Raw genomic sequence first — 23,017 nt, forward strand, 5'->3', positions numbered from 1 at the left:
GGTCGGTCGGCTGGTTTGCAACAATAAGCGGTTCCTCGTGCCGCGTTGCTTGCTGGTCGACCCCCTTTCAGGAAAACGCCGTCCTTTCCGCATTTTAGGAAGGACGGCGTTTCTGTTTTCAGGCCTCGAGACCAGACGGCAAAGCCGGAAAACAAAAAGGCGCGCAGCCCATGGGCGCGCGCCTCTTCGAAAAACGTCAGATCAAGCGATTACTTGATCTTGGTTTCCTTGAACTCGACGTGCTTCTTAGCAATCGGGTCGTACTTGGTCTTCGTCATCTTGTCGGTCATCGTACGGCTGTTCTTCGTCGTGACGTAGAAGAAACCGGTGTCGGCCGTCGACAGCAGCTTGATCTTGATTGTGGTAGCCTTGGCCATGGTCGTCCTGCCTTTAATAAAATGAAAGCCGTGGCAGGCCGGATAGGCTCCACGGCAAATTCTGGCGCGAAACTACGAATCCCGCCCGAAAAGTCAAGCCCGCTTTCGGAGGAAAAGCAGCCTGATCGAGGAAAGCAGGGCATAAAGCCCGAAGAATCCGGCGATCGCCCAGGCAAAACCGTTGTTGCCGGCAACGTCGATGGCGGCGCCGATAACCTGCGGCCCGGCCACAGTGCCAACCGCGTAACAGAATACAAAGGCCGCGTTGGCTGCTGCGAGGTCCGAGCCGGTCAGGCGAGAGCCGAGGTGACTGAGTCCCACCGTATAAAGGCCCGCGACACAGCCGCCCCAGAACAGAAGTACGGTCGCCATCAGAATCCAGCTGTGCACGAGAACCGGCAGCATCAGGGAACCTATCAGGCCCATGAAGGCCATCGCGGCCAGCAGCGGGCGCTTGTCCTTCATGCGGTCCGAGAGCAGCCCAACCGGGATCTGGAAGATCACGTTGCCGATTCCCATCACCGTCAGCAGCAGCGCGGCCTGAGATTCCGTAAAGGAGGCGCGCACCGCATAGATCGGGAACAGTGCCAAACCGCCGGCTTCGACGGCCCCGAAAATGAAGACGGCGGCCGTTGCGGTGGGCACAAGGAAGACGTAGCGCATGAAATGAAGTTCAGGCTTCTCCTCGAGAACCGGGCTTTCGTAGCGTGCGATGTAGATGGGAATGGCGGCCAACAAGACGGCACCAGCGCCGACCGCGAATGGAAGCACGCCCTCGCTGCCGAGAATCGAAAAGAGCAGCGGCCCGCCTGCAAAACCGAGCGAAAGGACGGTTGCATAGATGCCGAGCACGAAGCCGCGCTTGGAGGGCGGCGAGGCGGCATTGATCCAGAATTCCGATAGGATGAACAGCGTCGTCGTCGCGCCGTGAAAAGCGAACCGCAGCGGAAACCACATCCAGAAGTCCTGGGCATAGTAGAAGCCGAGTGCGCTGATCGCTGAAATCACGACGGCCCAGATCATCGTCGGGGCGACGCCGTATTTGTGCGCCAGTTTCGTGGTGATCGGCGCAGCCGCCATGGCGGCAACCCCGGCCATCGCCGTATTCAGTCCGATCAGTGTCGATGGAATGCCGCGCTTTTCGAGAATGATGCTGAGAAGCGGGAGTCCCAGGCCGATTGCTATGCCGACAGCGGAGATGGACGAAATGGCTGCCACCAGTGAAGGCCAGTGAATTTCTTCGACATCGCCTGGTGTTGCGCCGTTCCGCGGCTGAGACATATACGCATCCTTAGAGACCTGCTGCACAGAATCGCTCACCGCGACGCACCATAGAAAGGCACAGGCGTGCCAAATCCAAGTGACGGCTGTGCTTTACAAGATGAAATGCGCTGGCGGCAATAACCTGGATGTTCTTGAAGTCGTATAGTCAAAGAAGCTTACCGAATACACATGAGATTTCGCCCCGCGGAACCGCAGCGCCGTTGGGGCTGCCACTACACGTCAATTGTGTCGTCAAGGTGAAGGCAGAAATGTCCTAGCGCTTGCGGCCCGGTATCTCGTAGGCGTCATGATCGTCGGTTTGTCCACCGAAGCCGTGCATCTTCAACGCCCATTGCAGACCGATGACACCGCCCTTGATCGGCTGGATGATCAAAAGCGTGGCAATCAATGTGATGGGTGTCCAGATCGCGAAGGTCAGCCAGAGGGGCATTGGCCAAACGAGATCCGTTGCCATGTAGCCGCCGATGATGACATGGCCGATCACCACGATTGCAAGGTAAGGCGGTAGGTCGTCCGAGCGATGATGGTACATGGCCTCGCCACAGGCGGCACAATTGTCCACCGGCTTCAGGAAGCTTTTGAAGAGTTTGCCGCTGCCGCATGCGGGGCAGGTGTTCATCATGCCGCGCTTGACAGAGCGGCCGAGCGGACGTTCCGCCTCCTGATTGCTTCCGTAACGGATCGTCTGGTCGCTCGAGGTGGTCGTCATCGTTCGTTTCCTTTCGCGGCGCCCTACACGCCTATCGCCGCCCTCTTGGCGGCCTTGTCCCGGCCTTCTTGCGTGCCCGGCTTGCGTCCCGCCGGCCCGCCTTGTGGAACGAACGTACAGCTGTGGGAATTTTTCGCCCTTCGCTGATCATCTCGAAGCGTAGCGCACCGGCAAGCGGAATGGCCTCTGCAAGCTTGACCGTGACACTGTCGCCGAGGCGATATCCGAGCCCGGTCTTTTCGCCAGACAGCGCCTGGTGCGCCTCATCATAGATGAAGTAGTCCGTTCCGAGCGTAGATATAGGAACGAAGCCGTCTGCTCCATAGTCCGGGAGAGTGACAAATAGTCCCGATTTCGTCACACCTGATACGCGTCCTTCGAATTCCTCGCCGACGCGGCCGGCAAGATGATGCGCAATCAGGCGGTCCACCGTTTCGCGCTCGGCCGCCATCGCGCGGCGCTCGAAGGTTGAGATCTCGGCGGCGATGTCGTCGAGCGCGGCCTCTTCGTCGGGCGTGATCCCGCCTTCACCGAAGCCGAGCGAACCGACCAGCGCCCGATGCACGATCAGGTCCGCATAGCGCCGGATGGGCGAGGTGAAGTGCGCGTATTTCATGAGGTTCAGGCCGAAATGCCCGATATTCTCGGGGCTGTAGATCGCCTGGCTCTGAGAACGCAGCACCATCTCGTTGACCATCGTCTGGTGCGGCGTGTCGTCTGCTTTGGCGAGGATCATGTTGAAATTGTTGGCGCGCATGTTGCCGCCCTTGGCAAGCGATATGCCAAGCGTTGCCAGGAACTCGCGCAGCACTTCCTGCTTGGCGAGCGTCGGCCCGTCATGGATACGGTAGATCAGGACTTGCCGCTTCTTCTCCAGCGTCTCGGCGGCCGAGACGTTGGCCTGGATCATCATTTCCTCGATCAGCTTGTGTGCATCGAGGCGCGGCGGCACGAAGACGCGATCCACGGTGCCGTCAGGCTTTAGCAGGATCTTGCGTTCCGGCATGTCGAGTTCAAGCGGCTGCCGGCGCTCGCGGCCGCGCGTCATGATCCTGTAGGCATTCCACAACGGCTTCAAGATTGGTTCCAGAAGCGGTCCCGTCTTGTCATCCGGCTTGCCATCGATGGCCGCCTGGGCCTGCTGATAGGAGAGCTTTGCAGCGCTCTTCATCATGACACGGTGGAAGGTGTGGCCGATTTTGCGGCCTTCCTTCGAAAACACCATGCGAACGGCAAGCGCCGGCCGGTCCTGACCTTCTCTCAGCGAGCAGAGATCGTTCGAGATGCGCTCCGGCAGCATTGGCACGACCCGGTCGGGGAAGTAGACCGAGTTGCCGCGCTTCAGAGCTTCGCGGTCGAGTGGCGAGCTCGGGCGGACGTAATAGGAGACGTCGGCGATGGCGACCGTAACGATAACGCCGTCCGGATTGTCGGGAGAAGGGTCAGTCTCCGCATAGACGGCGTCGTCATGGTCTTTCGCATCCGCCGGGTCGATGGTGATCAGCGGGACATCTCGCCAATCTTCGCGATGCGACATCGTCGCAGGTTTGGCATCGTCGGCTTCGGCGACCACAGCAGGCGGAAATATATAAGGGATTCCGTGAGCATGGATGGCGATCATCGAGATCGCCTTCTCGGATGCGACCGAACCGACAATCGACAGGACCTTGGCGCGTGCCAGGCCGAAGCGCCCAAGGCGAGCGACTTCGACTTCAACCAGATCGCCGTCCTTGGCCTCGCCCTTGTAGTCAGGGTCGATCACCATTTCCTCGCCGCGTCGGTCGATCGGAAGCAGACGGCCGGCTCCTCCCGGCGCATCCTTGAAGACCCCGAGCAGCGCACCGCGGCGCTTGTCCAAAATCTTGATGATGCGCGCCGTGTAGGCCGGCCCACCACGGTCGGCGGCCGGAAAGATCTTCGCCAGGATGCGATCGCCCATGCCGGCAACCAGCGCCTTGCCCTTGCCGTTGCGCCCGGCAGGCGAGGTCGACTGGCGAATAGCGACAGCAGGCGCAACGCCCTGATCGTCAGGCCACTCCGCCGGGCGGCCGATCAGTTCGCCATCCTTGTCGCGCGTCGTGATGTCGAGCACGGTGACAGGCGGCAGTGCGCCCGGCCGGATCAGCGACTTGCGCGTCTTCTGCAGCATGCCTTCCTGCTCCAGTTCGCGCAGGAGGTGTTTCAGCTCGACCCGGCTGTCGCCTTTCAGCCCGAAGGCCTTTGCGAGTTCGCGCTTCGAGGCCTTCTGCGGATGATCGGCGATGAAGCGCAGGATCACGTCGCGGGAAGGCAGGGCTCCGTGAGCGATGTTCAGCGGTTCGGCTGCGGGTTGTTGGCTGGCGCGTCCAATCTTGCCGGGACGCTTGCCCATGCCCTTCATTCTTTCCCGCGGGATTTTGCTCACTCTTTGCTCTTTTTCGTCTTTGCCGGCGCCTTGGCCTTCGCCGTCTTCGGCTTGGCCGCGGTCTTGGTCGTCTTGGTTTCAGCCGCAGCGGCCTTCGCCTTCGGTTTTGCCTTACTCTTCGAAGCCGGTGCCTTGCCGGCCTTGGCGGCGATCAGCGCCAGCGCTTCCTCGACGGTCAGGGCCTGCGGATCGGTGCCCTTCGGCAGCGTCGCATTGACCTTGCCCCAGTTCACATAGGGGCCGTACTTGCCGTCGCGAACCGTGATTGCGCCGCCGTCGGGATGGTCGCCGAGCTCTTTCAGAGCTGCCGCCGCCGTCCTCCCACCCGGCGCCTTGCTCGCCTTCTCGGCGATCACGGTGACAGCGCGGTTGAGGCCGATCGAGAAGACGTCTTCGACGCTTTCAAGGTTGGCGTAGCCTCCATCATGCAGCAGGAACGGCCCATAACGGCCGATGCCGGAAGAAATCATCTTGCCGGTTTCCGGGTGCTTGCCGATGTCGCGTGGCAACGAAATCAGCGCCATCGCCTTTTCGTAATCGATGTCCTCAGGCTTCCAGCCCTTCGGCAGGGAAGAACGCTTGGCTTCCTTGCCTTCGCCACGCTGGATGTAGGGGCCGAAGCGTCCTGAACGCAGGGTCAGTTCTTCGCCAGTCACCGGATCGGAACCGAGATTCTTAGGCTCGTTCAGCGCAACGCCTTCGGCCTCCGAACCGCCTTCTGACGAAAGCTGGCGGGTATAGTTGCATTCGGGATAGTTCGAGCAGCCAACGAAGGCGCCGTATTTTCCAAGCTTAAGCGAAAGATTGCCGGTGCCGCAAACTTGACAGATGCGCGGATCACCGCCGTCTTCTCGTTTCGGGAATACAAGTGGCGCCAGTGCCTCGTTAAGCGAATCGAGGACGTTGGTGACACGAAGTTCCTTCGTATCCTCGATCTGGGAGAAGAAGTCCTTCCAGAAATCGCGCAGCACCTGCTTCCAGTTCAGCTCCCCGGCAGAGATCCGGTCGAGCTTCTCTTCAAGATCTGCCGTAAAATCGTATTCGACGTACTTGGTGAAGAAGCTTTCGAGGAAGGCCGTCACCAGCCGGCCCTTGGCCTGCGGGATCAGTTTGCGCTTGTCGATGGTGACGTATTCGCGGTCACGCAAGGTCGCCAGCGTCGCCGCGTAAGTCGACGGACGCCCGATGCCGAGCTCTTCCATCTTCTTGATCAGCGTTGCCTCGGAGTAGCGCGGTGGCGGCTCAGTGAAGTGCTGAGTCGAATTGATCTTCTGCTTCGCAAGGTTCTCACGAGCGTTGATCTCGGGCAGGCGACCATCCTCGTCACCGTCGTCGCTCTGTTCGCCATCTTCCTTCTGGTCGGTATAGGCGGCGATGAAGCCGTCGAAACGGATCACCGAGCCGACAGCGCGCAGCCCAGCTTTCTCACCTTTGTTGTCGGCGGTGATTTCAGCCGTCGTGCGTTCGATCTCAGCCGATGCCATCTGGCTCGCAATGCCCCGCTTCCAGACGAGGTCGTAAAGCCTCAACTGGTCGGCATCCAGGTACTGCCGCACGCGGTCGGGCGACCGATTGAAATCAGTCGGGCGGATCGCTTCGTGCGCTTCCTGTGCGTTCTTTGCCTTGGTCGAATAGAAGCGCGCCTTCTCGGGCATGTAGCGCTGGCCGAATTGATCGACGATGGCCTTGCGTGCCGCGTCGATGGCTTCGGGCGCCATCTGGACGCCGTCCGTACGCATGTAGGTGATCAGACCAACTGTTTCGCCACCAATATCAACACCCTCGTAGAGCTTCTGGGCGATCTGCATCGTCCGCGACGCCGAAAAGCCAAGTTTCGAGGACGCTGCCTGCTGAAGCGTGGAGGTTGTGAAGGGTGGTCCCGGGTTGCGCTTGACCGGCTTCGCCTCGACCGTGTCGACGACATAGGTCGCGCCTTCCAGAAGTGCCTTGAGCTTGCCGGCTTCTTCGCCGTTTCCGATCGCGCGAGGCTGCAACCGCTTGCCATCAGCCGCAACCAGTTTCGCTTCAAACTCGTCGCCTCGCGGCGTTTTCAGGAGAGCCGAAAGGTTCCAGTACTCTTCAGAGATGAAGCGTTCGATTTCGGATTCGCGATCGCAGACCAGGCGCAGCGCCACTGACTGTACGCGGCCGGCCGAACGCGCGCCGGGGAGCTTGCGCCAGAGAACCGGCGACAGATTGAAACCGACGAGATAGTCGAGGGCACGGCGAGCGAGATACGCATCAACCAGCGGAACATCGATGTCGCGCGGGTCGGCCATGGCGTCGAGCACGGCCTTCTTCGTGATCGCATTGAAAACGACCCGCTTCACGGTCTTGCCGTTCAGGACGCGCTTCTTGTTCAGCATGTCGAGGACATGCCAGGAAATCGCTTCACCCTCGCGATCCGGGTCGGTTGCGAGGAATAGGCTGTCGGATGACTTCACAGCGTCGGCGATGTCCTTCAGTCGCTTGGCAGACGCGCCGTCGACCTCCCACAGCATCTCGAAATCCTGGTCGGGAAGGACCGAGCCGTCCTTGGCAGGCAGATCGCGGACATGGCCGAAGGAGGCGAGCACCTTGTATCCGGAGCCCAGATACTTGTTGATCGTCTTTGCCTTGGCGGGCGATTCTACCACTACAACATTCATCATGATTCTCTAAAAAAACGTGCCAAGCCGGTGCATAAGCAGATGGAATCCCTGCCGTGCCAGGATAACCGGCTCTTCGACATGGACAGGGAAATCGTTTCGGTCAAGTGGTCTGACCTCATTTTTGCGTATTACAACGCGATGCAACCAATGCGAGATAGCGAACGTATTGCAAGTTAGGATAATTTAGGTATCGTTTTTGGAGTGTGGTTCGGGCTAGCCGAAAGGCGGCGTTTCTCTTTCCTCAGAGACTATCCCATGGCGGCCAAGTTCGCAAAGAAAGATACCGGACGATCCGGCTCGCAAGAGAACATCGCGTTCATCAGGCAGATGCTGGCTGAGTTGCGGCGAGTGGCGGAAAAAGAGAACGCCGATATGCTCTGCTATCTGATCGTGATGGCCTATGTGGAGGCCGGCGATCTGCAGGCCCGGATGTAGGGATCTCAGTCGCCAATCGCAAGAGAGACGAAGCCGCCGGGATGGCGATGAAGCCGTCCGGCAATATCAAGCTCCAGCAGGACAAGATAAAACCGAAGCCGCCGGCAAACCGGTGTGACGGATGATATCATCGATCTCGACGGGCGTCGGGCAGAGCGCATCGACGAAAAGCGAGCGATCGGATTCGTCGGGCGGAAGCATCGAACGGCCACCCTCGCGCTCCGGCTCCTCGGCGACCGGCGTTGAGTACCGTTCGATCTGCGAGAGGGGCGCCAGAGCTTCGGTGACGTCATCTGGCGTCGTGACAATCATGGCACCGTCTTTCAACAATCCATTCGTGCCATGGCAGCGCGGATCGAGCGGTGAACCCGGCACCGCAAATACCAGCCTGCCAAACTCGCCGGCCAGTCTTGCGGTGATCAGCGAGCCCGAGCGCATCGCTGCTTCGACGACAACGACCCCCAGCGAAACGCCGGCGATGAGCCGATTTCGGCGCGGAAAGTCGCGTGCCCGCGGTTCCCAGCCGAACGACATCTCACTGACGGCGAGCCCGTTGCCATTCCAGATATCGTCAAGCAGATCGGCATTCTCCGGCGGGTAGGGCTGATCCAGACCTCCGGCCATGGCGACCACCGTTCCGGTATCGAGGCTTGCACGATGCGCTGCGGTATCTATGCCGCGCGCAAGGCCGGAGACCGCGACATAGCCGGCTCGGCCGCACTGGCGCGCAATCGTGGCGGCGAACTTGGCGCCGCTGATGGAGGCATTGCGGGAGCCGACGATACCGACGCCAGGCTGCGAAGAGACGGCGAGATTGCCTTTGACGGCAAGCAGCGGCGGCGCACGTCGACTTGCTTCAACGCCTGTGTGTATTCTGGCTCGCCGATGCCAACAAAGCGGGCGCCGAAGCGGCGCGCGGCCTCCAACTCCTTATGCGCTTCGCTCTCCGTCGCTATCCGGATGGAGAGCGTGGCGCCGCCGCGCGCAGAAAGCTCGGGCAGGGCGGCCAGCGCCGTCTCGGCGGATCCGAAGTGATTGACGAGATCGCGAAAGGTCGCAGGCCCGACATTGTCCGAGCGAATGAGACGCAGCCACGCGGCGCTGAGAGCGTCCATCCTATCCCTTCGCCCCGATCTTGGTTTCCGTCCCGCTCATCAGGCGGGAGATATTGGCCTTGTGCTTCCAGTAGGAGATAATAGTCATGATGGCCATAACAGCTGCAACCTTCTCGGCGCCCAGTATCCACAATGCAACCGGAATTACAAGCATTGCAACCAGTGCTGAAAGCGATGAGTACCGGGTCGTGAAGGCGACGGCCAGCCAGACCGCGGCGAAGACGAGAACCATGATCGGCGCAATGCCGAGCAGTGTTCCGATATAGGTGGCAACACCCTTGCCACCCTTGAAGCCGATCCAGACCGGGAAGAGGTGACCGATAAAGGCAAAGAAGCCGGCGATCAGCGCCGCCTCGCTGCCCAAAAAATAGCCGACGATCCAGGCTGCTGCAGACGCCTTCAGAGCATCGAGAAGAAGCGTTGCGGCTGCAAGCTTCTTGTTGCCGGTTCTGAGCACATTGGTCGCGCCGATATTGCCGGATCCGATGCTGCGGACGTCACCGAGCCCGGCTGCCTTCGTCAGGATCAGGCCGAAAGGAATGGAGCCGAGCAAGTAGCCGATGGCGGCAGCCACGAGCGCGATAGGCAGCGTGATCTGCCAGGTCATAAGATCCGAGACCATGTTCCCCTCCGGTGGTCTTTTTATATGCTATGCACGCACTGTCCGGCGACATAGGTCGCTACAGCGCGTCCGCTGAAGCGCGCGTCTTCGAACGGCGTATTCTTCGAGCGGGAAAGAAGCATGTCCTTCGAAACCAGCCAAGGGTCATCGAGGTCGATCAGCGTAATATCTGCCTTCGCGCCCGGCTTCAGCGTGCCCGCCTCGAGGCCGAAGATCTGCGCCGGCCGCGTCGACATGGCATCGATGAGGCGCATCAGGCTGACCTGGCCGCTGTGATGCAGGCGGAGTGCCGCAGCAAGCATCGTTTCAAGGCCGATGGCGCCATCAGCCGCTTCGCCGAACGGTAGGCGCTTTGTGTCGACATCCTGCGGATCATGCGAGGAGACGATGATATCGATCGCGCCGCGCGCCAGCGCATCCACCATCGCGACGCGATCGTCTTCGGATCGCAGCGGCGGGTAGAGCTTGAAGAAGGTGCGGTACTCGCCGATGTCGTTCTCATTGAGGGAGAGATTGTTGATCGAGATGCCGCAGGTCACGGTCGCACCGCGGCTCCGGGCAAGCTCAATCGCCTCGACCGATTCCGGCACGGAGATCATCGCGGCGTGGTAGTTGCCGCGCGTCAGCTTGGCGATGCGCAGGTCGCGCTCGAGCGGGATCAGTTCCGCTTCCTTCGGGATGCCGCCGAGACCGAGCCAACTGGCAAACAGTCCCTCATGCATGACACCGGTGGCGCCGAGATATTTGTCGCGGGTCTCGCAGGATATCACCGCGCCGAATTCGCGCGCATAGGTCATCACCCGGCGCAGGACCTGCGTGTCGTGGACACTCGAGCGGCCGTCGGTGAACGCGACTGCGCCCGCTTCCATCAGCAGGCCGATCTCGGTCATTTCCTCGCCGGCAAGATGCTTGGTGATCGCCGCAGCCGGATAGACGTGGACCAGCGCCTTGTCCTTCGCCGTCTTCTTGACGAACTCGACCAGCGCGATGTCGTCGATGACAGGATCGGTATCCGGCATCATGATGATCGAAGTGATGCCGCCGGCTGCCGCCGCACGGCTCGCCGATGCCATTGTCTCGCGATGTTCGGCTCCGGGTTCACCGATATGGACGCGGGCATCCACCAAGCCTGGGGTGGCGACGAGACCGGTGCAATCGCGCACGTCGGCGCCAGCGGGCGCTCCTTGGTTCTGCGCATCCGCGCCGGCTGCCACGATCATGCCATCCTTGACAATGATCGTGCCGACTTCATCGAGATTGCGCGAGGGGTCGATGATACGAACGTTCTTGAGGACGATCGAGTTCTTCATGCGCCGGCTCCTTCGGTACGCGGACCCTGATTTTGCGAGACCAGCAGCGTCTCCATCACGGCCATGCGCACCGCGACCCCCATTTCCACCTGTTCTGCAATCACGCTCTGCGGTCCATCCGCAACCTCGGAGGAGATCTCGACGCCACGGTTCATCGGGCCGGGATGCATGACGAGGGCATCTTCCTTCGCCGCCTTGAGGGTCTCCGCGTCGAGCCCATAGAAGTGATAGTACTCGCGAACCGACGGCACGAAGGCCCCGGACATGCGCTCGCGTTGCAGGCGCAGCATCATCACCACATCAGCGTCCTTCAGGCCCTCCTTCATGGAATGGAAGACCTCGACGCCCATGTCCGCGATGCCAGCCGGCAGTAGCGTTGCCGGCGCGACAACTCGCACGCGTGCGCCCATGGCATTCAGCAAAAGGATGTTCGAGCGCGCCACGCGCGAATGCAGGACGTCGCCGCAGATCGCGACGATGATGCGCGACAGCTTGCCTTTGGCGCGGCGGATTGTCAGCGCGTCGAGAAGCGCCTGGGTCGGATGCTCGTGCTGGCCGTCGCCGGCGTTGACCACCGAGCAGGAAACCTTCTGCGCGAGCAAGGCGGCGGCACCAGCGCTCGAATGGCGGATGACAAGCACATCGGGCCGCATCGCGTTCAGCGTCATCGCCGTATCGATCAGCGTCTCGCCCTTCTTCACCGAAGAATTGCCGACGGACATATTCATCACGTCGGCGCCGAGGCGCTTTCCGGCGAGCTCGAAGGAAGATTGGGTGCGCGTCGAAGCTTCGAAGAACAGGTTGATCTGTGTCAGGCCTCGCAGCGTCGAGGTTTTCTTCTCTCTCTGCCGACTGATCTTGACGGCCTCGTCGGCCTTGTCGAGGAGAAAGGTGATATCCTGCTCGGTGAGCCCTTTGATACCGATGAGGTGGCGGTGGGGAAAGAAGACCATGAACCTGCCTCTTGCTGTCGTCTGCGGGGTCTATAAAGAGTGAGCCGGGCGGCGGCAAGCTTGCGCTGTGGGCAAAGGCCCGTCTCCCCCTGCAATTTTACCCGAATTCAACTATTGCAGAGGTAGGGAAATTATAACTTCCGGTTTCCCTTTGCCTGCCTCTTACACTAGAAGCGATTCATGACGCCTGCCGAAGAGAAACTTGCCGAACTCAACCAGCCGAGCCTTTGGTCCGGCATCAATGCCTACAGGTCCGATCCGCTGATCGTCGATCTGACCGGCACGTTGCCGCGTGGGATCCGCGACGACCTCGACAATATGGGGCGGTACGTGACCTCGCCGGAAGCGCAGGAGCTGGCGCGCATGGCGAATCAGGGCACGCCGCAGCTGCGCACGCACGGTCCGCGCGGCGAGCGGCTCGATGTCGTCGAATTCCACCCGGCGTGGCACGCGCTGATGCGCCGTTCGATGGCATCGGGACTCCACTCGTCGGTCTGGGATCCGCAGGCGGACACCGAGGCGAAGAACCAGGCGCACAAGGTCAGGGCAGCGCGCTTCTACCTGACCGCACAGCTGGAATCCGGTCACCTGTGCCCGCTGACGATGACGAGTGCGTCCGTCGCGGCGCTGTCGGCTTCGCCGGCCGTGCAGAAGGACTGGGCGCCGAAGATCCTGTCGCGCAAATATGATTCCACCAACAAGCCGGCCATGCAGAAGTCCGCCGTGACCATCGGCATGGGCATGACCGAGAAGCAGGGCGGCACTGACGTCCGCGCCAACACGACGACGGCGGAAAAGGTCAGCGAAGGCATTTACCGTCTGTCCGGTCACAAGTGGTTCATGTCGGCGCCGATGAGCGACGCCTTCGTGATGCTGGCGCAGACGAAGGATGGAATGGGATGCTTCCTCGTTCCACGTCTGCTGGAAGATGGCTCGGCAAACGGCCTGCACTTCCAGCGTCTGAAGGACAAGGTCGGCAACCGCTCCAATGCTTCGTCAGAAGTTGAATTCAGCGATACGTTCGGATTTCTGCTCGGTACGCCGGATGGCGGTATCCGCACTATTCTCGACATGGTGACACTGACGCGGCTCGACTGCGCGCTGGCCTCCTCGGGCATTATGCGCGCCTCGCTGGCTGAAGCCGTGCACCACACCCGTGGGCGCAGCGTCTTCGGCAAGATGCTGGTCAGCCAGCCGATCATGACGCGCGTCTTGGCCGATATGGCGCTCGATGTGGCGGCGGCGACAGCGCTGTCCTTCCGCCTTGCCGATGCGTTCGACAAGGCGCGCGGCAGCGCTGAAGAAGCAGCCTACGCGCGTGTCATGACGCCGGTTGCGAAATACTGGTGCTGCAAGATCGCGCCGCCATTGATCTACGAGGCGATGGAGTGCATCGGCGGCAGCGGCTACATTGAGGAGCGCCCGATCGCTCGTCATTATCGCGAAGCGCCGGTCAATGCGATCTGGGAGGGCTCGGGCAACGTCATGGCGCTCGACGTGCTGCGCATTCTGAACCGCGGCAAGGATCTCTTCGAGACGGTGTTTGCCGGGCTCGCGCGCGATCTCGGCCCGGCCGGGAAGAAGACGATTGATGTGCTGCGCGCCGCCATGGCGCTCTGCGAGCGGGACGAGGGCGCTGCGCGCCTCCTGGTCGAGCAGTTGGCGCTCGCCGCCGGCGCCGCCGAGCTTTATCGCCTTGGGGCGGGGCGGATCGCCGATGCCTTCATCGAGACCCGCCTCGCGGGCGGCTGGCGCTCGACCTATGGCATGCTGGATTCACGTTTCGACGCCAGCTACATCGTCGATCTTCTTTATCCGCCGGCAAGCTGATGACAGCGCTGCGTCCCATCCGCACCGATGATCTCGAGCAGATCTATCTGATATCGCTGGTGACGGGCGATGCTGGCGGCGATGCGACCAGATTGCATCGCGACGGCAAGCTGATCGGACACATCTATGCTGCGCCTTACGTCTTGCTCAGTCCGGAAACCGCTTTAGTGGCGGAAGATTCTGAGGGCGTGGCCGGGTATATCGTCGGCGTTCACGACACGCGTTCCTTCGAGGAGCGGCTGGAGCGCGAGTGGTGGCCGGCGCTTCGCAAGGTTTACGCCGACCCGCAGGGCGATTCTGCCGGCTGGGACGCGGATCAGAAGCGCATTGCCACAATCCATCACCCGGCGCATGCGCCTGCAGCGCTGGTCGAATCCTTTCCGGCCCACATCCACATGAACCTCCTGCCGCGATTACAGGGACAGGGGATGGGCACCAAGCTGCTCGATCGATGGTTTGCCGATGCGCTGGAGGCAGGCGTGGAGGGTGTCCACCTCGGAGCCAGCGCGAGCAATCATGGTGCGGTACGATTCTGGGGCTCTCGCGGTTTCGCCCGCCTCGCTCCACCGCTGGTGGAGCCTTCCGACCGGACCGTCTGGTTTGGGCAGAAACTCTAGGGGCACAGCACTTGTGTCGCTGAGCGGTGACACCTGCTCACCTGTTTGCACCCATAGCAAACTGTCCACAATCTTTGAGCGGCCTGTCCGTTGCCGGGTCCGAGCGGCGTTGCTACTCACCGCAAAGTGACAATTCGGACCGAATCCCTGATGCTCAATGATCCCATGGTGTTGGCGCCCGTAGTCGGCAGCGTCGTCGTCGAACCCGAAAAGCGTATCCGCGACCGAAGCGCGACGGAGAAAGCGATCCTCTGGGCAGCCAAGTCGCTGCTGGCGGAGGAGGGGTTCCAGAATTTCGGCATCAACGCCGTTGCCCGCCGCGCGGGGTGCGACAAGCAGCTGATCTACCGCTACTATGGCGGCCTCAACGGGCTGGTGGAGGCGATCGGCGCGGATCTTGGTACCTGGGTCAAGGATCGCATTCCCGAAGATACCGGCGGCATGTTTCTCCTGACTTACGGCGATCTGATGGAGCGGCTATCGCTGCTGTTCCTCGAGGCCTTGCGAGACGATCCGCTTGTTCGCCGCATCGTCGCCTGGGAAGTTTCCGAAAACACCGAGCAGGTGAGGCGGCTTTCGGAGGCGCGGTCGAAGGCCTTGGCAAACTGGCTCGATCGCATGCGCGGATCGCTGACGCCGCCGAAGGGTGTCGACGTCCTGGCCGTCAATGCGATTCTGATCGCAGCTATCCAGCATCTCGTGCTTTCCGCGTCCTCGAGCGATCAATGCGCGGGCCTCGCATTGAAAACGCCGAGGGATTGGGAGAAGGCGGCGACCGCCCTGAAGCGCATCGTTCGCGGAGTCTACGGCTGAGGCGAGTTCGGCCATCCACAGGCGTCCCGTTACGCGTTAACCTTAACAAATGGTTTACGTTGCGCTCTCGCGGTTAACAAGTCACGTTGCTGGGCAGTCCAAAATGTTGGGTGTCTGGGACCATGGGAACCAAAATCGCGAGAGCCACGTTTCTTGTTGCCGTGATGATGTTTTTCGCTGTGCTTGCGCTGGATATTGCCGTACCGGCGCTGGTTCTGGGTTCGATGGCGTTGTCGATATGGGCGGTGTCTTACGAGGGACTATCCATTCGAAAAGAACGAGAGACGACCGCATGAAGTGGTTCCTGATCTTCTGGGCCGGTCCCATTGTCTTCCTAGCGGGATGGTACTGGCTCTCTTACTACGACATGAATTTCGGTATCTTCATGCTCAGCAGGCAAGTCCATGACCTGACCTTCGAGATTTATGGGAAGGTGCTCGGCATTCCTCCGGAAACCATTCCGCCGCTGGTCGCCCGTGCGATCGTCGTCGACAGTCTTGTCGTTTTCGCAATTATTGGGTTCCGCCGGCGTAAGGCGATCACCGCATGGTGGCGTGCCCGTCACGCATCGAAATCGTCCCATGCCGCTCTGCCGAGCAAGGAAAGCCTGTCGAGCGCTCCTTGAAGAATGAAGCTTGCCGCCGCCGAGTCGATGCGCTCGGCACGCTGCCTGCGCGATACGTCCATTTCCAGTAGCGCGCGCTCGGCAGCGACCGTCGACAGACGCTCGTCCCAGTAGACGAAGGGCAAGGCGGTCTTCTGCTCCATGTTGCGCACGAAGGCGCGTGTTGCCTGCACGCGCGGCCCGGCCGATCCGTCCATGTTGATAGGCAGGCCGATGACGAAGGCCGCGGCCTTCTCCTTCTCGGCAAATTCCAGCAACGTTGCCGCATCGATCGTGAATTTCTCGCGCTTGATGACAGGGCGCGGCGTCGAAAAGCGCCGGCCGAGATCGGACATCGAAAGCCCGATCGTTTTCGTGCCGAGATCGAGACCCGCGATCGCCTGTCCCGGCTGCAGCGCAGTTGCCAGTTCTTCGATCGTCAGCACCGTCATCGTCGTTCCATCCCGTCAAAAGAATTTGAAGCAGTGCCGCTTTTCTTTGTAGCGGCATCGGATATGTCCATAACGAGCAAAGCAGGCTTTTGTATCGGCAATAAAGGAGAATTTCATGAAGATCACTTGGCTTGGTCACTCTGCTTTCCGCATCGAGATCGGAAGGGCAAAAATCCTGCTGGATCCGTTCCTCACGCACAATCCGTCCTTTGCGGGGCAGGCTGCAAAGGATGTTGCCCGCGGCGTCACGCATATTCTTCTGACGCACGGTCACGGCGACCATGTCGGCGACTCGGTTGCGCTTGCCAAGGAAACCGGTGCGGTCGTTCTCGCCAATGCCGATCTCGCCGCCTGGCTAGGTTCGAAGGGCCTGACGAAGATCGAAGCGGGCAACACCGGCGGCACGATCTCGTTCGACGGTTTTTCGGCGACTTTCACCAATGCGCTGCATTCGTCCGCGCAGATCACCGAGGACGGCGTCTCTCATGCGCTCGGCAATGCCAACGGCCTGATGCTGCATTTCGACGAGGAGGCTTCTATTCTTGCCATGGGCGATACCGACATCTTCTCCGACATGGCGCTGATCAACGAACTGCACCAGCCGGATATCGGATTCGTGCCGGTTGGCGACCGATTCACCATGGGCGGCGCGGTTGCCGCTCTCGCCTGCCAGCGTTACTTTAACTTCAAGACCGCCATACCCTGCCACTACGGCACGTTCCCGATCATCGACCAGACGCCCGAGAAGTTCGTCTCCGGCATGGATGGATCGAAGACGGCGGTGAAAACGCCGACGCCGGGCGAAAGCCTTTCTCTCTAGTCGAGGTCCGCTGAACCGCGTCGACTTCGGTCGCGGAATTCTACACAATCCAAAGGCCATGCCCGTTGCACGTGGCGGGCATGGCCTTTATAGCGGGTAGGAAAAATCCTATCCGGAGAATGTCATGTCCGTCGACTTTGCCACCGTTAAGCGCGTAGCGCGCCTTGCCCGTATTGCCGTTTCGGAGGAAGAGGCAAACCGCATGGTTGGCGAGTTGAATGGTATCCTCGGTTTTGTCGAGCAGCTCTCCGAAGTCGATGTCGAAGGCGTCGAGGCAATGACATCGGTCACGCCGATGAAGATGAAGAAGCGCACGGACGAAGTTACCGAAGGCAACAAGGCCGCCGACATCGTCTCGAATGCGCCCGTTACCGATCAGAATTTCTTCCTGGTACCCAAGGTCGTCGAATAAGGCTTTTCGCCGCTTTCCGAACCCGTTGCCATTCCAGATTTGAAGCGAATTACCATGAGCGAACTTACCAGCCTGACCATTGCCGAAGCCCGCACGAAGCTGCGCGCCAAGGAGATCAAAGCGACCGAACTGACCGAGGCCTACATCTCGGCGATCGAGGCCGCCAACGACAAGCTCAACGCCTACGTCAAGGTTACGCCGGAGAAGGCGCTGCAGATGGCCGAAGCCTCCGATGGGCGGCTTGCCAGCGGCAAGGGCGGTGCGCTTGAAGGCATCCCGCTCGGTATCAAGGACCTGTTCGCCACCGAAGGTATTCATACGCAGGCCTGCAGCCACATCCTCGACGGTTTCAAGCCGCATTACGAGTCGACCGTCACCCAGAACCTGTGGGACGACGGTGCCGTGATGCTCGGCAAACTCAACATGGACGAGTTCGCGATGGGCTCCTCCAACGAGACCTCCTACTACGGCGCAGTGATCAACCCCTGGCGTTCGGCCGGCTCCAACCAGCAGCTGGTGCCCGGCGGATCCTCCGGCGGCTCGGCAGCAGCCGTTGCAGCTCACCTCTGCGCCGGCGCCACGGCAACCGATACCGGCGGGTCGATCCGCCAGCCCGCAGCCTTCACCGGCACGGTCGGCATCAAGCCGACCTACGGCCGCTGCTCGCGCTGGGGCACGGTGGCCTTCGCGTCGTCGCTCGATCAGGCTGGCCCGATCGCGCGCGATGTGCGCGACGCCGCAATCCTCCTGAAGTCGATGGCCTCAGTCGATCCCAAGGATACGACCTCCGTCGATCTGCCGGTTCCGGACTATGAGGCAGCCCTCGGCCAGTCGCTGAAGGGCATGAAGATCGGCATTCCGAACGAGTACCGTGTCGATGGCATGCCGGAGGAAATCGAAACGCTCTGGCAGCAGGGAATTGCCTGGCTGAAAGACGCCGGCGCCGAGATCGTCAACATCTCGCTGCCGCACACCAAATATGCCCTGCCGGCCTACTACATCGTCGCCCCGGCCGAAGCCTCGTCGAACCTCGCCCGCTATGACGGCGTCCGCTACGGCCTGCGCGTCGATGGCAAGGACATCGTCGACATGTACGAAAAGACGCGCGCAGCGGGCTTCGGCAAGGAAGTCAAGCGTCGCATCATGATCGGTACCTACGTCCTCTCGGCCGGCTACTATGACGCCTATTACATCAAGGCCCAGAAGGTCCGCACGCTGATCAAGCGCGACTTCGAACTGGCGTTCAACGCCGGCGTCGACGCGATCCTGACGCCCGCAACCCCCTCGTCCGCCTTCGGCGTCGCCGATGAGAATCTCGCCTCCGATCCGGTCAAGATGTACCTGAACGACATCTTCACGGTGACGGTGAACATGGCCGGCCTGCCGGGTATCGCCGTTCCTGCCGGTCTTGACCATGGCGGCCTGCCGCTCGGTCTGCAGCTGATCGGCAAGCCGTTCGATGAAGAAACGCTCTTCAAGACGGCGCATGTGATCGAACAGGCCGCAGGCAAGTTCACGCCCGCCAAGTGGTGGTAACGAGTCGCATCGGTATCAGCCGCCCAAGAGGCGGCCGCTTCGTTGTCGGGTGATTGAGTCCGCTACCTCAGGGGTCGCGGATTTCGCGTTTGTCCATCGCTGGTGACACCCAGGAGGAGGCTCATGTCGGCGTCAGATATCACGCTGATGATCGAAGCATTCGACCGCCTATCGGCGGCAGGTTTCACCGTGGGTCCTGAATGGCAAGCCGTGCATGAAGTCTGCCAGGCGCATGAGGGCGAGGCACCTTTCGACTGGGGGCATGCCATTTGCCACCGCATCGAGGGCGACGACTGGAATGCCGATTATTGGTATCGCCGCGCAGGCAAACGCCGCGGAAGCGGTACGGTTGCCGAAGAATGGTCGGTGATGAAGGCGGCGCTTTCCAAACACCTTTGAAGGGAGCCGCGCGCCATGCGACGCGCGGCTTGGACAGCTATCTGTTGTCCTGTTCTGCTCTTACGAGAACCAGTCCTCGTTCGGTGATCCGGTAAGGCTTGCCGCCCGACGATTTGATGGCCCGCTTCTGCTTCAGTTTCCGAAACAGCTCGAGGCCGAAGCCGGGATAGACCCAGCCGTCGCGAGTGAAGCATTTTACGGCCTCGATTTTCCGGTTGTCGTCGCGTTCGATTTCAATGCGGCCACCTTGGGCCAATAGGTGCAGGATGCGCTGCTCCGTGCGTGAAATATCCATGGAATGTTGATCCGGTCTTGCGCCATGAAGGCGCGCAAAAACGATCTGGCGCCCGAAGAGGCGTCAGGGCTTCGCTTTTTTCGGGCCCGTGCCCGCAAGGAAAACCTGCGGGCAGGGCCTCTACCGGGTCTGAGAAGACGAATTCAACATGCGGCCTTGATACTGGCTAGGCGACATCGCGTCAAGATTTGCAACCGATAGAGGATCTTTCTGCTGCGCCTCGCGCACGAAACGCAAGGCTTGGAGAACGGGGTGATTCGGTGATTTACTTTCGTGGAAACGCGGAGGTAGTGTTGATCCATATTCGCAATGCCCGCGAAGACGAAGCGGAGCTCTTGAGCGAGATCGGAGTAAGAGCCTGGCAGAAGGCCATGGCGGCCATCGGCGAAGGAGATGCCATGGTCGATGCCGCCCGAAGTGCGTTTTTCAATTTCGTCGCAAGTAGCTGGATCACCGCCACTGTCATCGAATGGAACGGACATCCGGCAGGATGGGCAGCACGCGAGAGCCTCGACGAGAAGATTTCGGATTTCTGGATTGATCCTGCCTTTGTCGGTCATGGTCTCGGAACGGCACTCTTGCAGAATATCGAAGAAGACATCGCAGCGCAGGGGTTCGATACGGCGATGATGCAGACGCACTCAGGGAACTCCGAAGCGATCAGCTTTTTCCAGAAGCATGGATACGCAATTCATTGGCTATCAATTGCCTACAATCCCAAGCTCGATCGTGATGTGCCGTCCGTCGGCCTGTCAAAGTCATTGGAATCTGCGGACGATGGCACTTACGGGCTAGTCTAGCAACTGACCTTCCAGCGTGAAGTAGCCGAGAGCGCCCGATAGCAGAAGCGTGGCCACCACATGAAAGACGACGATCGCTCTGAGGTTCGATCGGAAGGGTTCCTTCCGGGTCTTGTGGCGCAGGAGCCGTTGCGCGCAAACAGCGCCGAGGCTGCCGCCGACGAATGCAAGCGTCAGCAAGGTCCTCTCGCTGATCCGCGTGCCATGGTGGCGAGAGGCTTGCTTGTCGAGGAATTAGATCGAGAACACGAAGGCATTCAGTGCCAGGAAAAGCGCGATGAACTTGAGGATATCGGTTGCCATCATGCGGGTCACGCTAGCGACATTGAGTTAACACGGCCCAAACCGGTTGGCTCCCCGCCGCGGAATAGCCGAAAGCCTTGCACCGGCAAGCCATTTCCGTTACCTCACCAGTTGAACAGAACAGCCTGAAAAGAGCATCTCAATGACCATTGTCGACGTTCGCACGCCCGATCCGAAACGCTTCATTCCCGGCGCCACTGGCGATTGGGAAGTCATCATCGGCATGGAAGTCCATGCGCAGGTGCTGTCGAATTCGAAGCTGTTCTCGGGTGCAGCAACGGAATTCGGCAAGCCGCAGAATTCCAACGTGTCGCTCGTCGATGCGGCCATGCCCGGCATGTTGCCCGTTATCAACGAGGAATGTGTCAGGCAGGCCGTCCGGACTGGCCTGGGCCTGAAGGCGCAGATCAACAAGCGCTCGCTGTTTGATCGCAAGAACTACTTCTATCCCGACCTGCCGCAGGGCTATCAGATCTCGCAGTACAAGGATCCGATCGTCGGCGAGGGCAAGATCATCATCTCGCTCGGCCCCGATCGCCAGGGTCAGTTCGAGGATATCGAGATCGGCATCGAGCGTCTGCATCTGGAGCAGGACGCCGGCAAGTCGTTGCACGACCAGCATGCCACCATGTCCTACGTCGACTTGAACCGCTCGGGCGTCGCGCTGATGGAGATCGTCTCCAAGCCGGATATGCGCTCGTCGGATGAAGCCAAGGCTTACATGACGAAGCTGCGCTCGATCGTCCGCTATCTCGGCACCTGCGACGGTAACATGGACGAAGGCTCGATGCGCGCTGACGTCAACGTCTCCGTCCGTCGTCCGGGCGAAGGCTTCGGCACGCGTTGCGAGATCAAGAACGTCAACTCCATCCGCTTCATTGGCCAGGCAATCGAATATGAAGCCCGGCGCCAGATCGGCGTTCTTGAGGACGGGGGGCAGATCGAGCAGGAGACCCGTCTCTTCGACCCGAACAAGGGCGAGACGCGTTCGATGCGTTCCAAGGAAGATGCGCACGACTACCGCTACTTCCCGGATCCGGACCTGCTGCCGCTGGAGTTCGACGATGCCTTCGTCAAGGCGCTCGAAGCCGACCTGCCGGAATTGCCTGATGACAAGAAGGAGCGCTTCGTGCGCGAACTCGGTCTTTCGATCTACGATGCTTCCGTCCTGGTCTCGGAAAAGGCGATCGCCGACTATTTCGAAGCCGTGGCGGAAGGCCGCGACGGCAAGACGGCTGCCAACTGGGTCATCAACGATCTGCTCGGCGCCCTGAACCGCACGGGCAAGAGCATCGAGGAAACATCCGTTTCGCCGGCTCAGCTTGGTGCGATCATTGACCTCATCAAAGCGGAGACTATTTCCGGAAAGATCGCGAAGGACCTGTTCGAAATCGTGCTGAACGAGGGTGGCGATCCGGCCGAGATCGTCGAAACCAGAGGCATGAAGCAGGTGACCGATACCGGCGCGATCGAACGGGCCGTGGACGAGATCATCGCCGCCAACCCCGATCAGGTCGCAAAGGTCCAGGCCAAGCCAACGCTTGCGGGATGGTTCGTTGGTCAGGTCATGAAGGCCACCGGCGGCAAGGCCAACCCGCAGGCCGTCCAGGCTCTCGTGAAAGCGAAGCTCGGCATCGAGGAGTAAGACCGTGTATTTCGTGCGCACTGCCAGCGAGGGTGATCTCAGCAAGATGCGCACTTTGCTAGATGAGGGTTTTCGCGCAACCTACGCGGGCCTCTACGGCGAAGCAAAGGTGAATGAGATCATTGCTCACCTTTTTTCGCCAGCTGCGCTTCAGGCGCGGCTGGCGAAGAAGAATGCGGAGTTCCTCGTTGCCGACAACGGCAAGGACATCGGCGGCATCGGTTATGCCGCCATGTCCGACGAGATGACAAAAACCGTCATGCTGCACCTGCTCTATGTCCGTCCGCCGCTGCATCGCCAGGGCATCGGTCGGGAGATCTTTGCCGAGTTGGAAACCTGCTTTCCCGATGCCGAAATCATGCGCCTCGAGGTCGAGCCGCGGAACAAGGCGGCGATCGCTTTCTACCATGCTCACGGCTTCGAGGATGTCGGCCGCAATGAAAACGACGGGCCGGGCCAATCCGGCATACCGACGCTGATCCTCGAAAAATTTCTCGAACAGCGCTAGGTGTGTAGTCCCTGAGTGTGATGGTGCATCATTGAACCTGAGTCGTCAGGAAGAGGATGCATTATGGGAAGTATTCTTCACGGCAGCGCCCGCACGACGCCGCGTCTTCGAGCCGAACTCCAA

General features: G+C 60.6%; 22 protein-coding genes and 2 pseudogenes. 12 read left to right on the plus strand and 12 right to left on the minus strand.

Annotated features, from left to right (window positions below):
* Positions 1-209: 209 nt before the first annotated feature.
* The 5 genes from rpmG to topA all read right to left on the minus strand — a co-directional run bounded on the left by rpmG (position 210) and on the right by topA (position 7,422).
* The gene (gene rpmG / locus IB248_RS20510) at positions 210-377 is read right to left on the minus strand and encodes a 50S ribosomal protein L33 (protein ID WP_003587245.1); all 168 of its coding nucleotides are present in this window, start codon (positions 375-377) and stop codon (positions 210-212) included.
* Between the two features lie 93 nt (positions 378-470).
* The gene (locus IB248_RS20515) at positions 471-1,658 is read right to left on the minus strand and encodes an MFS transporter (RefSeq protein ID WP_192241581.1); all 1,188 of its coding nucleotides are present in this window, start codon (positions 1,656-1,658) and stop codon (positions 471-473) included.
* Between the two features lie 256 nt (positions 1,659-1,914).
* Entirely contained in the window at positions 1,915-2,370 is a 456-nt protein-coding gene (locus tag IB248_RS20520; RefSeq protein WP_018857027.1) for a DUF983 domain-containing protein, read from the minus strand.
* A 31-nt stretch (positions 2,371-2,401) separates the two neighbouring features.
* Positions 2,402-4,774, minus strand: a complete 2,373-nt coding sequence (gene rnr / locus IB248_RS20525) for a ribonuclease R (RefSeq protein ID WP_192241582.1) — start codon at positions 4,772-4,774, stop codon at positions 2,402-2,404.
* The gene (topA, locus tag IB248_RS20530) at positions 4,771-7,422 is read right to left on the minus strand and encodes a type I DNA topoisomerase (protein WP_018857025.1); all 2,652 of its coding nucleotides are present in this window, start codon (positions 7,420-7,422) and stop codon (positions 4,771-4,773) included. Before topA ends, rnr begins: the two co-directional genes overlap by 4 nt.
* A 258-nt stretch (positions 7,423-7,680) precedes the next feature.
* Here topA and IB248_RS20535 point away from each other — a divergent pair, with 258 nt between their 5' ends.
* Positions 7,681-7,860 carry a hypothetical protein gene (locus IB248_RS20535; RefSeq protein ID WP_018857024.1) on the plus strand — a complete coding sequence of 60 codons (180 nt, stop codon included), beginning with the start codon at positions 7,681-7,683 and terminating at the stop codon, positions 7,858-7,860.
* A 5-nt stretch (positions 7,861-7,865) separates the two neighbouring features.
* Here the strand turns inward: IB248_RS20535 and dprA are convergent.
* The 4 genes and pseudogenes from dprA to IB248_RS20555 form a co-directional block, all read right to left on the minus strand.
* Positions 7,866-8,975, minus strand: a pseudogene (gene dprA / locus IB248_RS20540) (DNA-processing protein DprA).
* Between the two features lies 1 nt (position 8,976).
* The gene (gene plsY, locus IB248_RS20545; RefSeq protein ID WP_169681814.1) at positions 8,977-9,597 is read right to left on the minus strand and encodes a glycerol-3-phosphate 1-O-acyltransferase PlsY; all 621 of its coding nucleotides are present in this window, start codon (positions 9,595-9,597) and stop codon (positions 8,977-8,979) included.
* Positions 9,598-9,617: 20 nt separating this feature from the next.
* The gene (locus IB248_RS20550; RefSeq protein WP_018857022.1) at positions 9,618-10,907 is read right to left on the minus strand and encodes a dihydroorotase; all 1,290 of its coding nucleotides are present in this window, start codon (positions 10,905-10,907) and stop codon (positions 9,618-9,620) included.
* Positions 10,904-11,860, minus strand: a complete 957-nt coding sequence (locus IB248_RS20555) for an aspartate carbamoyltransferase catalytic subunit (protein WP_018857021.1) — start codon at positions 11,858-11,860, stop codon at positions 10,904-10,906. Before IB248_RS20555 ends, IB248_RS20550 begins: the two co-directional genes overlap by 4 nt.
* 180 nt (positions 11,861-12,040) lie before the next feature.
* Between IB248_RS20555 and IB248_RS20560 the strand changes: the two genes are divergently transcribed.
* The 4 genes from IB248_RS20560 to IB248_RS20575 all read left to right on the plus strand — a co-directional run bounded on the left by IB248_RS20560 (position 12,041) and on the right by IB248_RS20575 (position 15,745).
* The gene (locus tag IB248_RS20560) at positions 12,041-13,690 is read left to right on the plus strand and encodes an acyl-CoA dehydrogenase family protein (protein WP_018857020.1); all 1,650 of its coding nucleotides are present in this window, start codon (positions 12,041-12,043) and stop codon (positions 13,688-13,690) included.
* Complete coding sequence (locus IB248_RS20565) at positions 13,690-14,307, plus strand: GNAT family N-acetyltransferase (protein ID WP_018857019.1); 618 nt, start codon at positions 13,690-13,692, stop codon at positions 14,305-14,307. The genes IB248_RS20560 and IB248_RS20565 overlap by 1 nt, the downstream gene beginning before the upstream one ends.
* Positions 14,308-14,457: 150 nt before the next feature.
* Positions 14,458-15,120: a TetR/AcrR family transcriptional regulator gene (locus IB248_RS20570; protein WP_018857018.1), complete on the plus strand. Its 663-nt coding sequence runs from the start codon at positions 14,458-14,460 to the stop codon at positions 15,118-15,120.
* A gap of 292 nt (positions 15,121-15,412) precedes the next feature.
* Positions 15,413-15,745, plus strand: a complete 333-nt coding sequence (locus IB248_RS20575) for a DUF6105 family protein (protein ID WP_018857016.1) — start codon at positions 15,413-15,415, stop codon at positions 15,743-15,745.
* Here the strand turns inward: IB248_RS20575 and ruvX are convergent.
* Positions 15,682-16,176: a Holliday junction resolvase RuvX gene (ruvX, locus tag IB248_RS20580; RefSeq protein WP_018857015.1), complete on the minus strand. Its 495-nt coding sequence runs from the start codon at positions 16,174-16,176 to the stop codon at positions 15,682-15,684. The genes IB248_RS20575 and ruvX overlap by 64 nt on opposite strands.
* Positions 16,177-16,291: 115 nt before the next feature.
* Between ruvX and IB248_RS20585 the strand changes: the two genes are divergently transcribed.
* The 4 genes from IB248_RS20585 to IB248_RS20600 all read left to right on the plus strand — a co-directional run bounded on the left by IB248_RS20585 (position 16,292) and on the right by IB248_RS20600 (position 19,343).
* Positions 16,292-16,996, plus strand: coding sequence for a metal-dependent hydrolase (locus IB248_RS20585; RefSeq protein ID WP_018857014.1), 705 nt, complete (start codon positions 16,292-16,294; stop codon positions 16,994-16,996).
* Between the two features lie 124 nt (positions 16,997-17,120).
* On the plus strand, positions 17,121-17,408 hold the full coding sequence (gene gatC / locus IB248_RS20590; RefSeq protein WP_018857013.1) for an Asp-tRNA(Asn)/Glu-tRNA(Gln) amidotransferase subunit GatC: 288 nt from the start codon (positions 17,121-17,123) through the stop codon (positions 17,406-17,408).
* A 54-nt stretch (positions 17,409-17,462) separates the two neighbouring features.
* Positions 17,463-18,944 carry an Asp-tRNA(Asn)/Glu-tRNA(Gln) amidotransferase subunit GatA gene (gene gatA, locus IB248_RS20595; RefSeq protein ID WP_018857012.1) on the plus strand — a complete coding sequence of 494 codons (1,482 nt, stop codon included), beginning with the start codon at positions 17,463-17,465 and terminating at the stop codon, positions 18,942-18,944.
* 123 nt (positions 18,945-19,067) lie between these two features.
* On the plus strand, positions 19,068-19,343 hold the full coding sequence (locus tag IB248_RS20600; protein ID WP_018857011.1) for a hypothetical protein: 276 nt from the start codon (positions 19,068-19,070) through the stop codon (positions 19,341-19,343).
* 37 nt (positions 19,344-19,380) lie between these two features.
* Here the strand turns inward: IB248_RS20600 and IB248_RS20605 are convergent, their stop codons facing one another.
* Positions 19,381-19,638 carry a YjhX family toxin gene (locus IB248_RS20605; RefSeq protein WP_007792755.1) on the minus strand — a complete coding sequence of 86 codons (258 nt, stop codon included), beginning with the start codon at positions 19,636-19,638 and terminating at the stop codon, positions 19,381-19,383.
* 293 nt (positions 19,639-19,931) lie between these two features.
* Here IB248_RS20605 and IB248_RS20610 point away from each other — a divergent pair, with 293 nt between their 5' ends.
* Positions 19,932-20,438, plus strand: a complete 507-nt coding sequence (locus IB248_RS20610) for a GNAT family N-acetyltransferase (RefSeq protein ID WP_026371764.1) — start codon at positions 19,932-19,934, stop codon at positions 20,436-20,438.
* Here IB248_RS20610 and IB248_RS20615 read toward each other — a convergent pair.
* Positions 20,430-20,744: pseudogene (locus IB248_RS20615) on the minus strand (DUF1294 domain-containing protein). The gene IB248_RS20610 and the pseudogene IB248_RS20615 sit on opposite strands and share 9 nt — an antisense overlap.
* A gap of 139 nt (positions 20,745-20,883) precedes the next feature.
* Here IB248_RS20615 and gatB point away from each other — a divergent pair.
* The gene (gene gatB / locus IB248_RS20620; RefSeq protein WP_018857008.1) at positions 20,884-22,386 is read left to right on the plus strand and encodes an Asp-tRNA(Asn)/Glu-tRNA(Gln) amidotransferase subunit GatB; all 1,503 of its coding nucleotides are present in this window, start codon (positions 20,884-20,886) and stop codon (positions 22,384-22,386) included.
* Between the two features lie 4 nt (positions 22,387-22,390).
* Complete coding sequence (locus tag IB248_RS20625) at positions 22,391-22,894, plus strand: GNAT family N-acetyltransferase (protein ID WP_029792475.1); 504 nt, start codon at positions 22,391-22,393, stop codon at positions 22,892-22,894.
* Positions 22,895-23,017 lie beyond the last annotated feature (123 nt).

It is taken from the genome of Rhizobium sp. RHZ01, assembly GCF_014851595.1.
GTDB classification, from domain to species: domain Bacteria; phylum Pseudomonadota; class Alphaproteobacteria; order Rhizobiales; family Rhizobiaceae; genus Rhizobium; species Rhizobium altiplani.

Coding starts and splice junctions, on each gene's coding strand:
- IB248_RS20570 (WP_018857018.1), top strand. CDS start 14,458: ATGCTCAATGATCCCATGGTGTTGGCGCCCGTAGTCGGCAGCGTCGTC.
- IB248_RS20565 (WP_018857019.1), top strand. CDS start 13,690: ATGACAGCGCTGCGTCCCATCCGCACCGATGATCTCGAGCAGATCTAT.
- gatB (WP_018857008.1), top strand. CDS start 20,884: ATGACCATTGTCGACGTTCGCACGCCCGATCCGAAACGCTTCATTCCC.
- gatC (WP_018857013.1), top strand. CDS start 17,121: ATGTCCGTCGACTTTGCCACCGTTAAGCGCGTAGCGCGCCTTGCCCGT.
- topA (WP_018857025.1), bottom strand. CDS start 7,422: ATGAATGTTGTAGTGGTAGAATCGCCCGCCAAGGCAAAGACGATCAAC.
- IB248_RS20600 (WP_018857011.1), top strand. CDS start 19,068: ATGTCGGCGTCAGATATCACGCTGATGATCGAAGCATTCGACCGCCTA.
- IB248_RS20550 (WP_018857022.1), bottom strand. CDS start 10,907: ATGAAGAACTCGATCGTCCTCAAGAACGTTCGTATCATCGACCCCTCG.
- ruvX (WP_018857015.1), bottom strand. CDS start 16,176: ATGACGGTGCTGACGATCGAAGAACTGGCAACTGCGCTGCAGCCGGGA.
- plsY (WP_169681814.1), bottom strand. CDS start 9,597: ATGGTCTCGGATCTTATGACCTGGCAGATCACGCTGCCTATCGCGCTC.
- rpmG (WP_003587245.1), bottom strand. CDS start 377: ATGGCCAAGGCTACCACAATCAAGATCAAGCTGCTGTCGACGGCCGAC.
- IB248_RS20515 (WP_192241581.1), bottom strand. CDS start 1,658: ATGTCTCAGCCGCGGAACGGCGCAACACCAGGCGATGTCGAAGAAATT.
- IB248_RS20605 (WP_007792755.1), bottom strand. CDS start 19,638: ATGGATATTTCACGCACGGAGCAGCGCATCCTGCACCTATTGGCCCAA.
- gatA (WP_018857012.1), top strand. CDS start 17,463: ATGAGCGAACTTACCAGCCTGACCATTGCCGAAGCCCGCACGAAGCTG.
- IB248_RS20520 (WP_018857027.1), bottom strand. CDS start 2,370: ATGACGACCACCTCGAGCGACCAGACGATCCGTTACGGAAGCAATCAG.
- IB248_RS20585 (WP_018857014.1), top strand. CDS start 16,292: ATGAAGATCACTTGGCTTGGTCACTCTGCTTTCCGCATCGAGATCGGA.
- IB248_RS20555 (WP_018857021.1), bottom strand. CDS start 11,860: ATGGTCTTCTTTCCCCACCGCCACCTCATCGGTATCAAAGGGCTCACC.
- IB248_RS20560 (WP_018857020.1), top strand. CDS start 12,041: ATGACGCCTGCCGAAGAGAAACTTGCCGAACTCAACCAGCCGAGCCTT.
- IB248_RS20535 (WP_018857024.1), top strand. CDS start 7,681: ATGGCGGCCAAGTTCGCAAAGAAAGATACCGGACGATCCGGCTCGCAA.
- IB248_RS20575 (WP_018857016.1), top strand. CDS start 15,413: ATGAAGTGGTTCCTGATCTTCTGGGCCGGTCCCATTGTCTTCCTAGCG.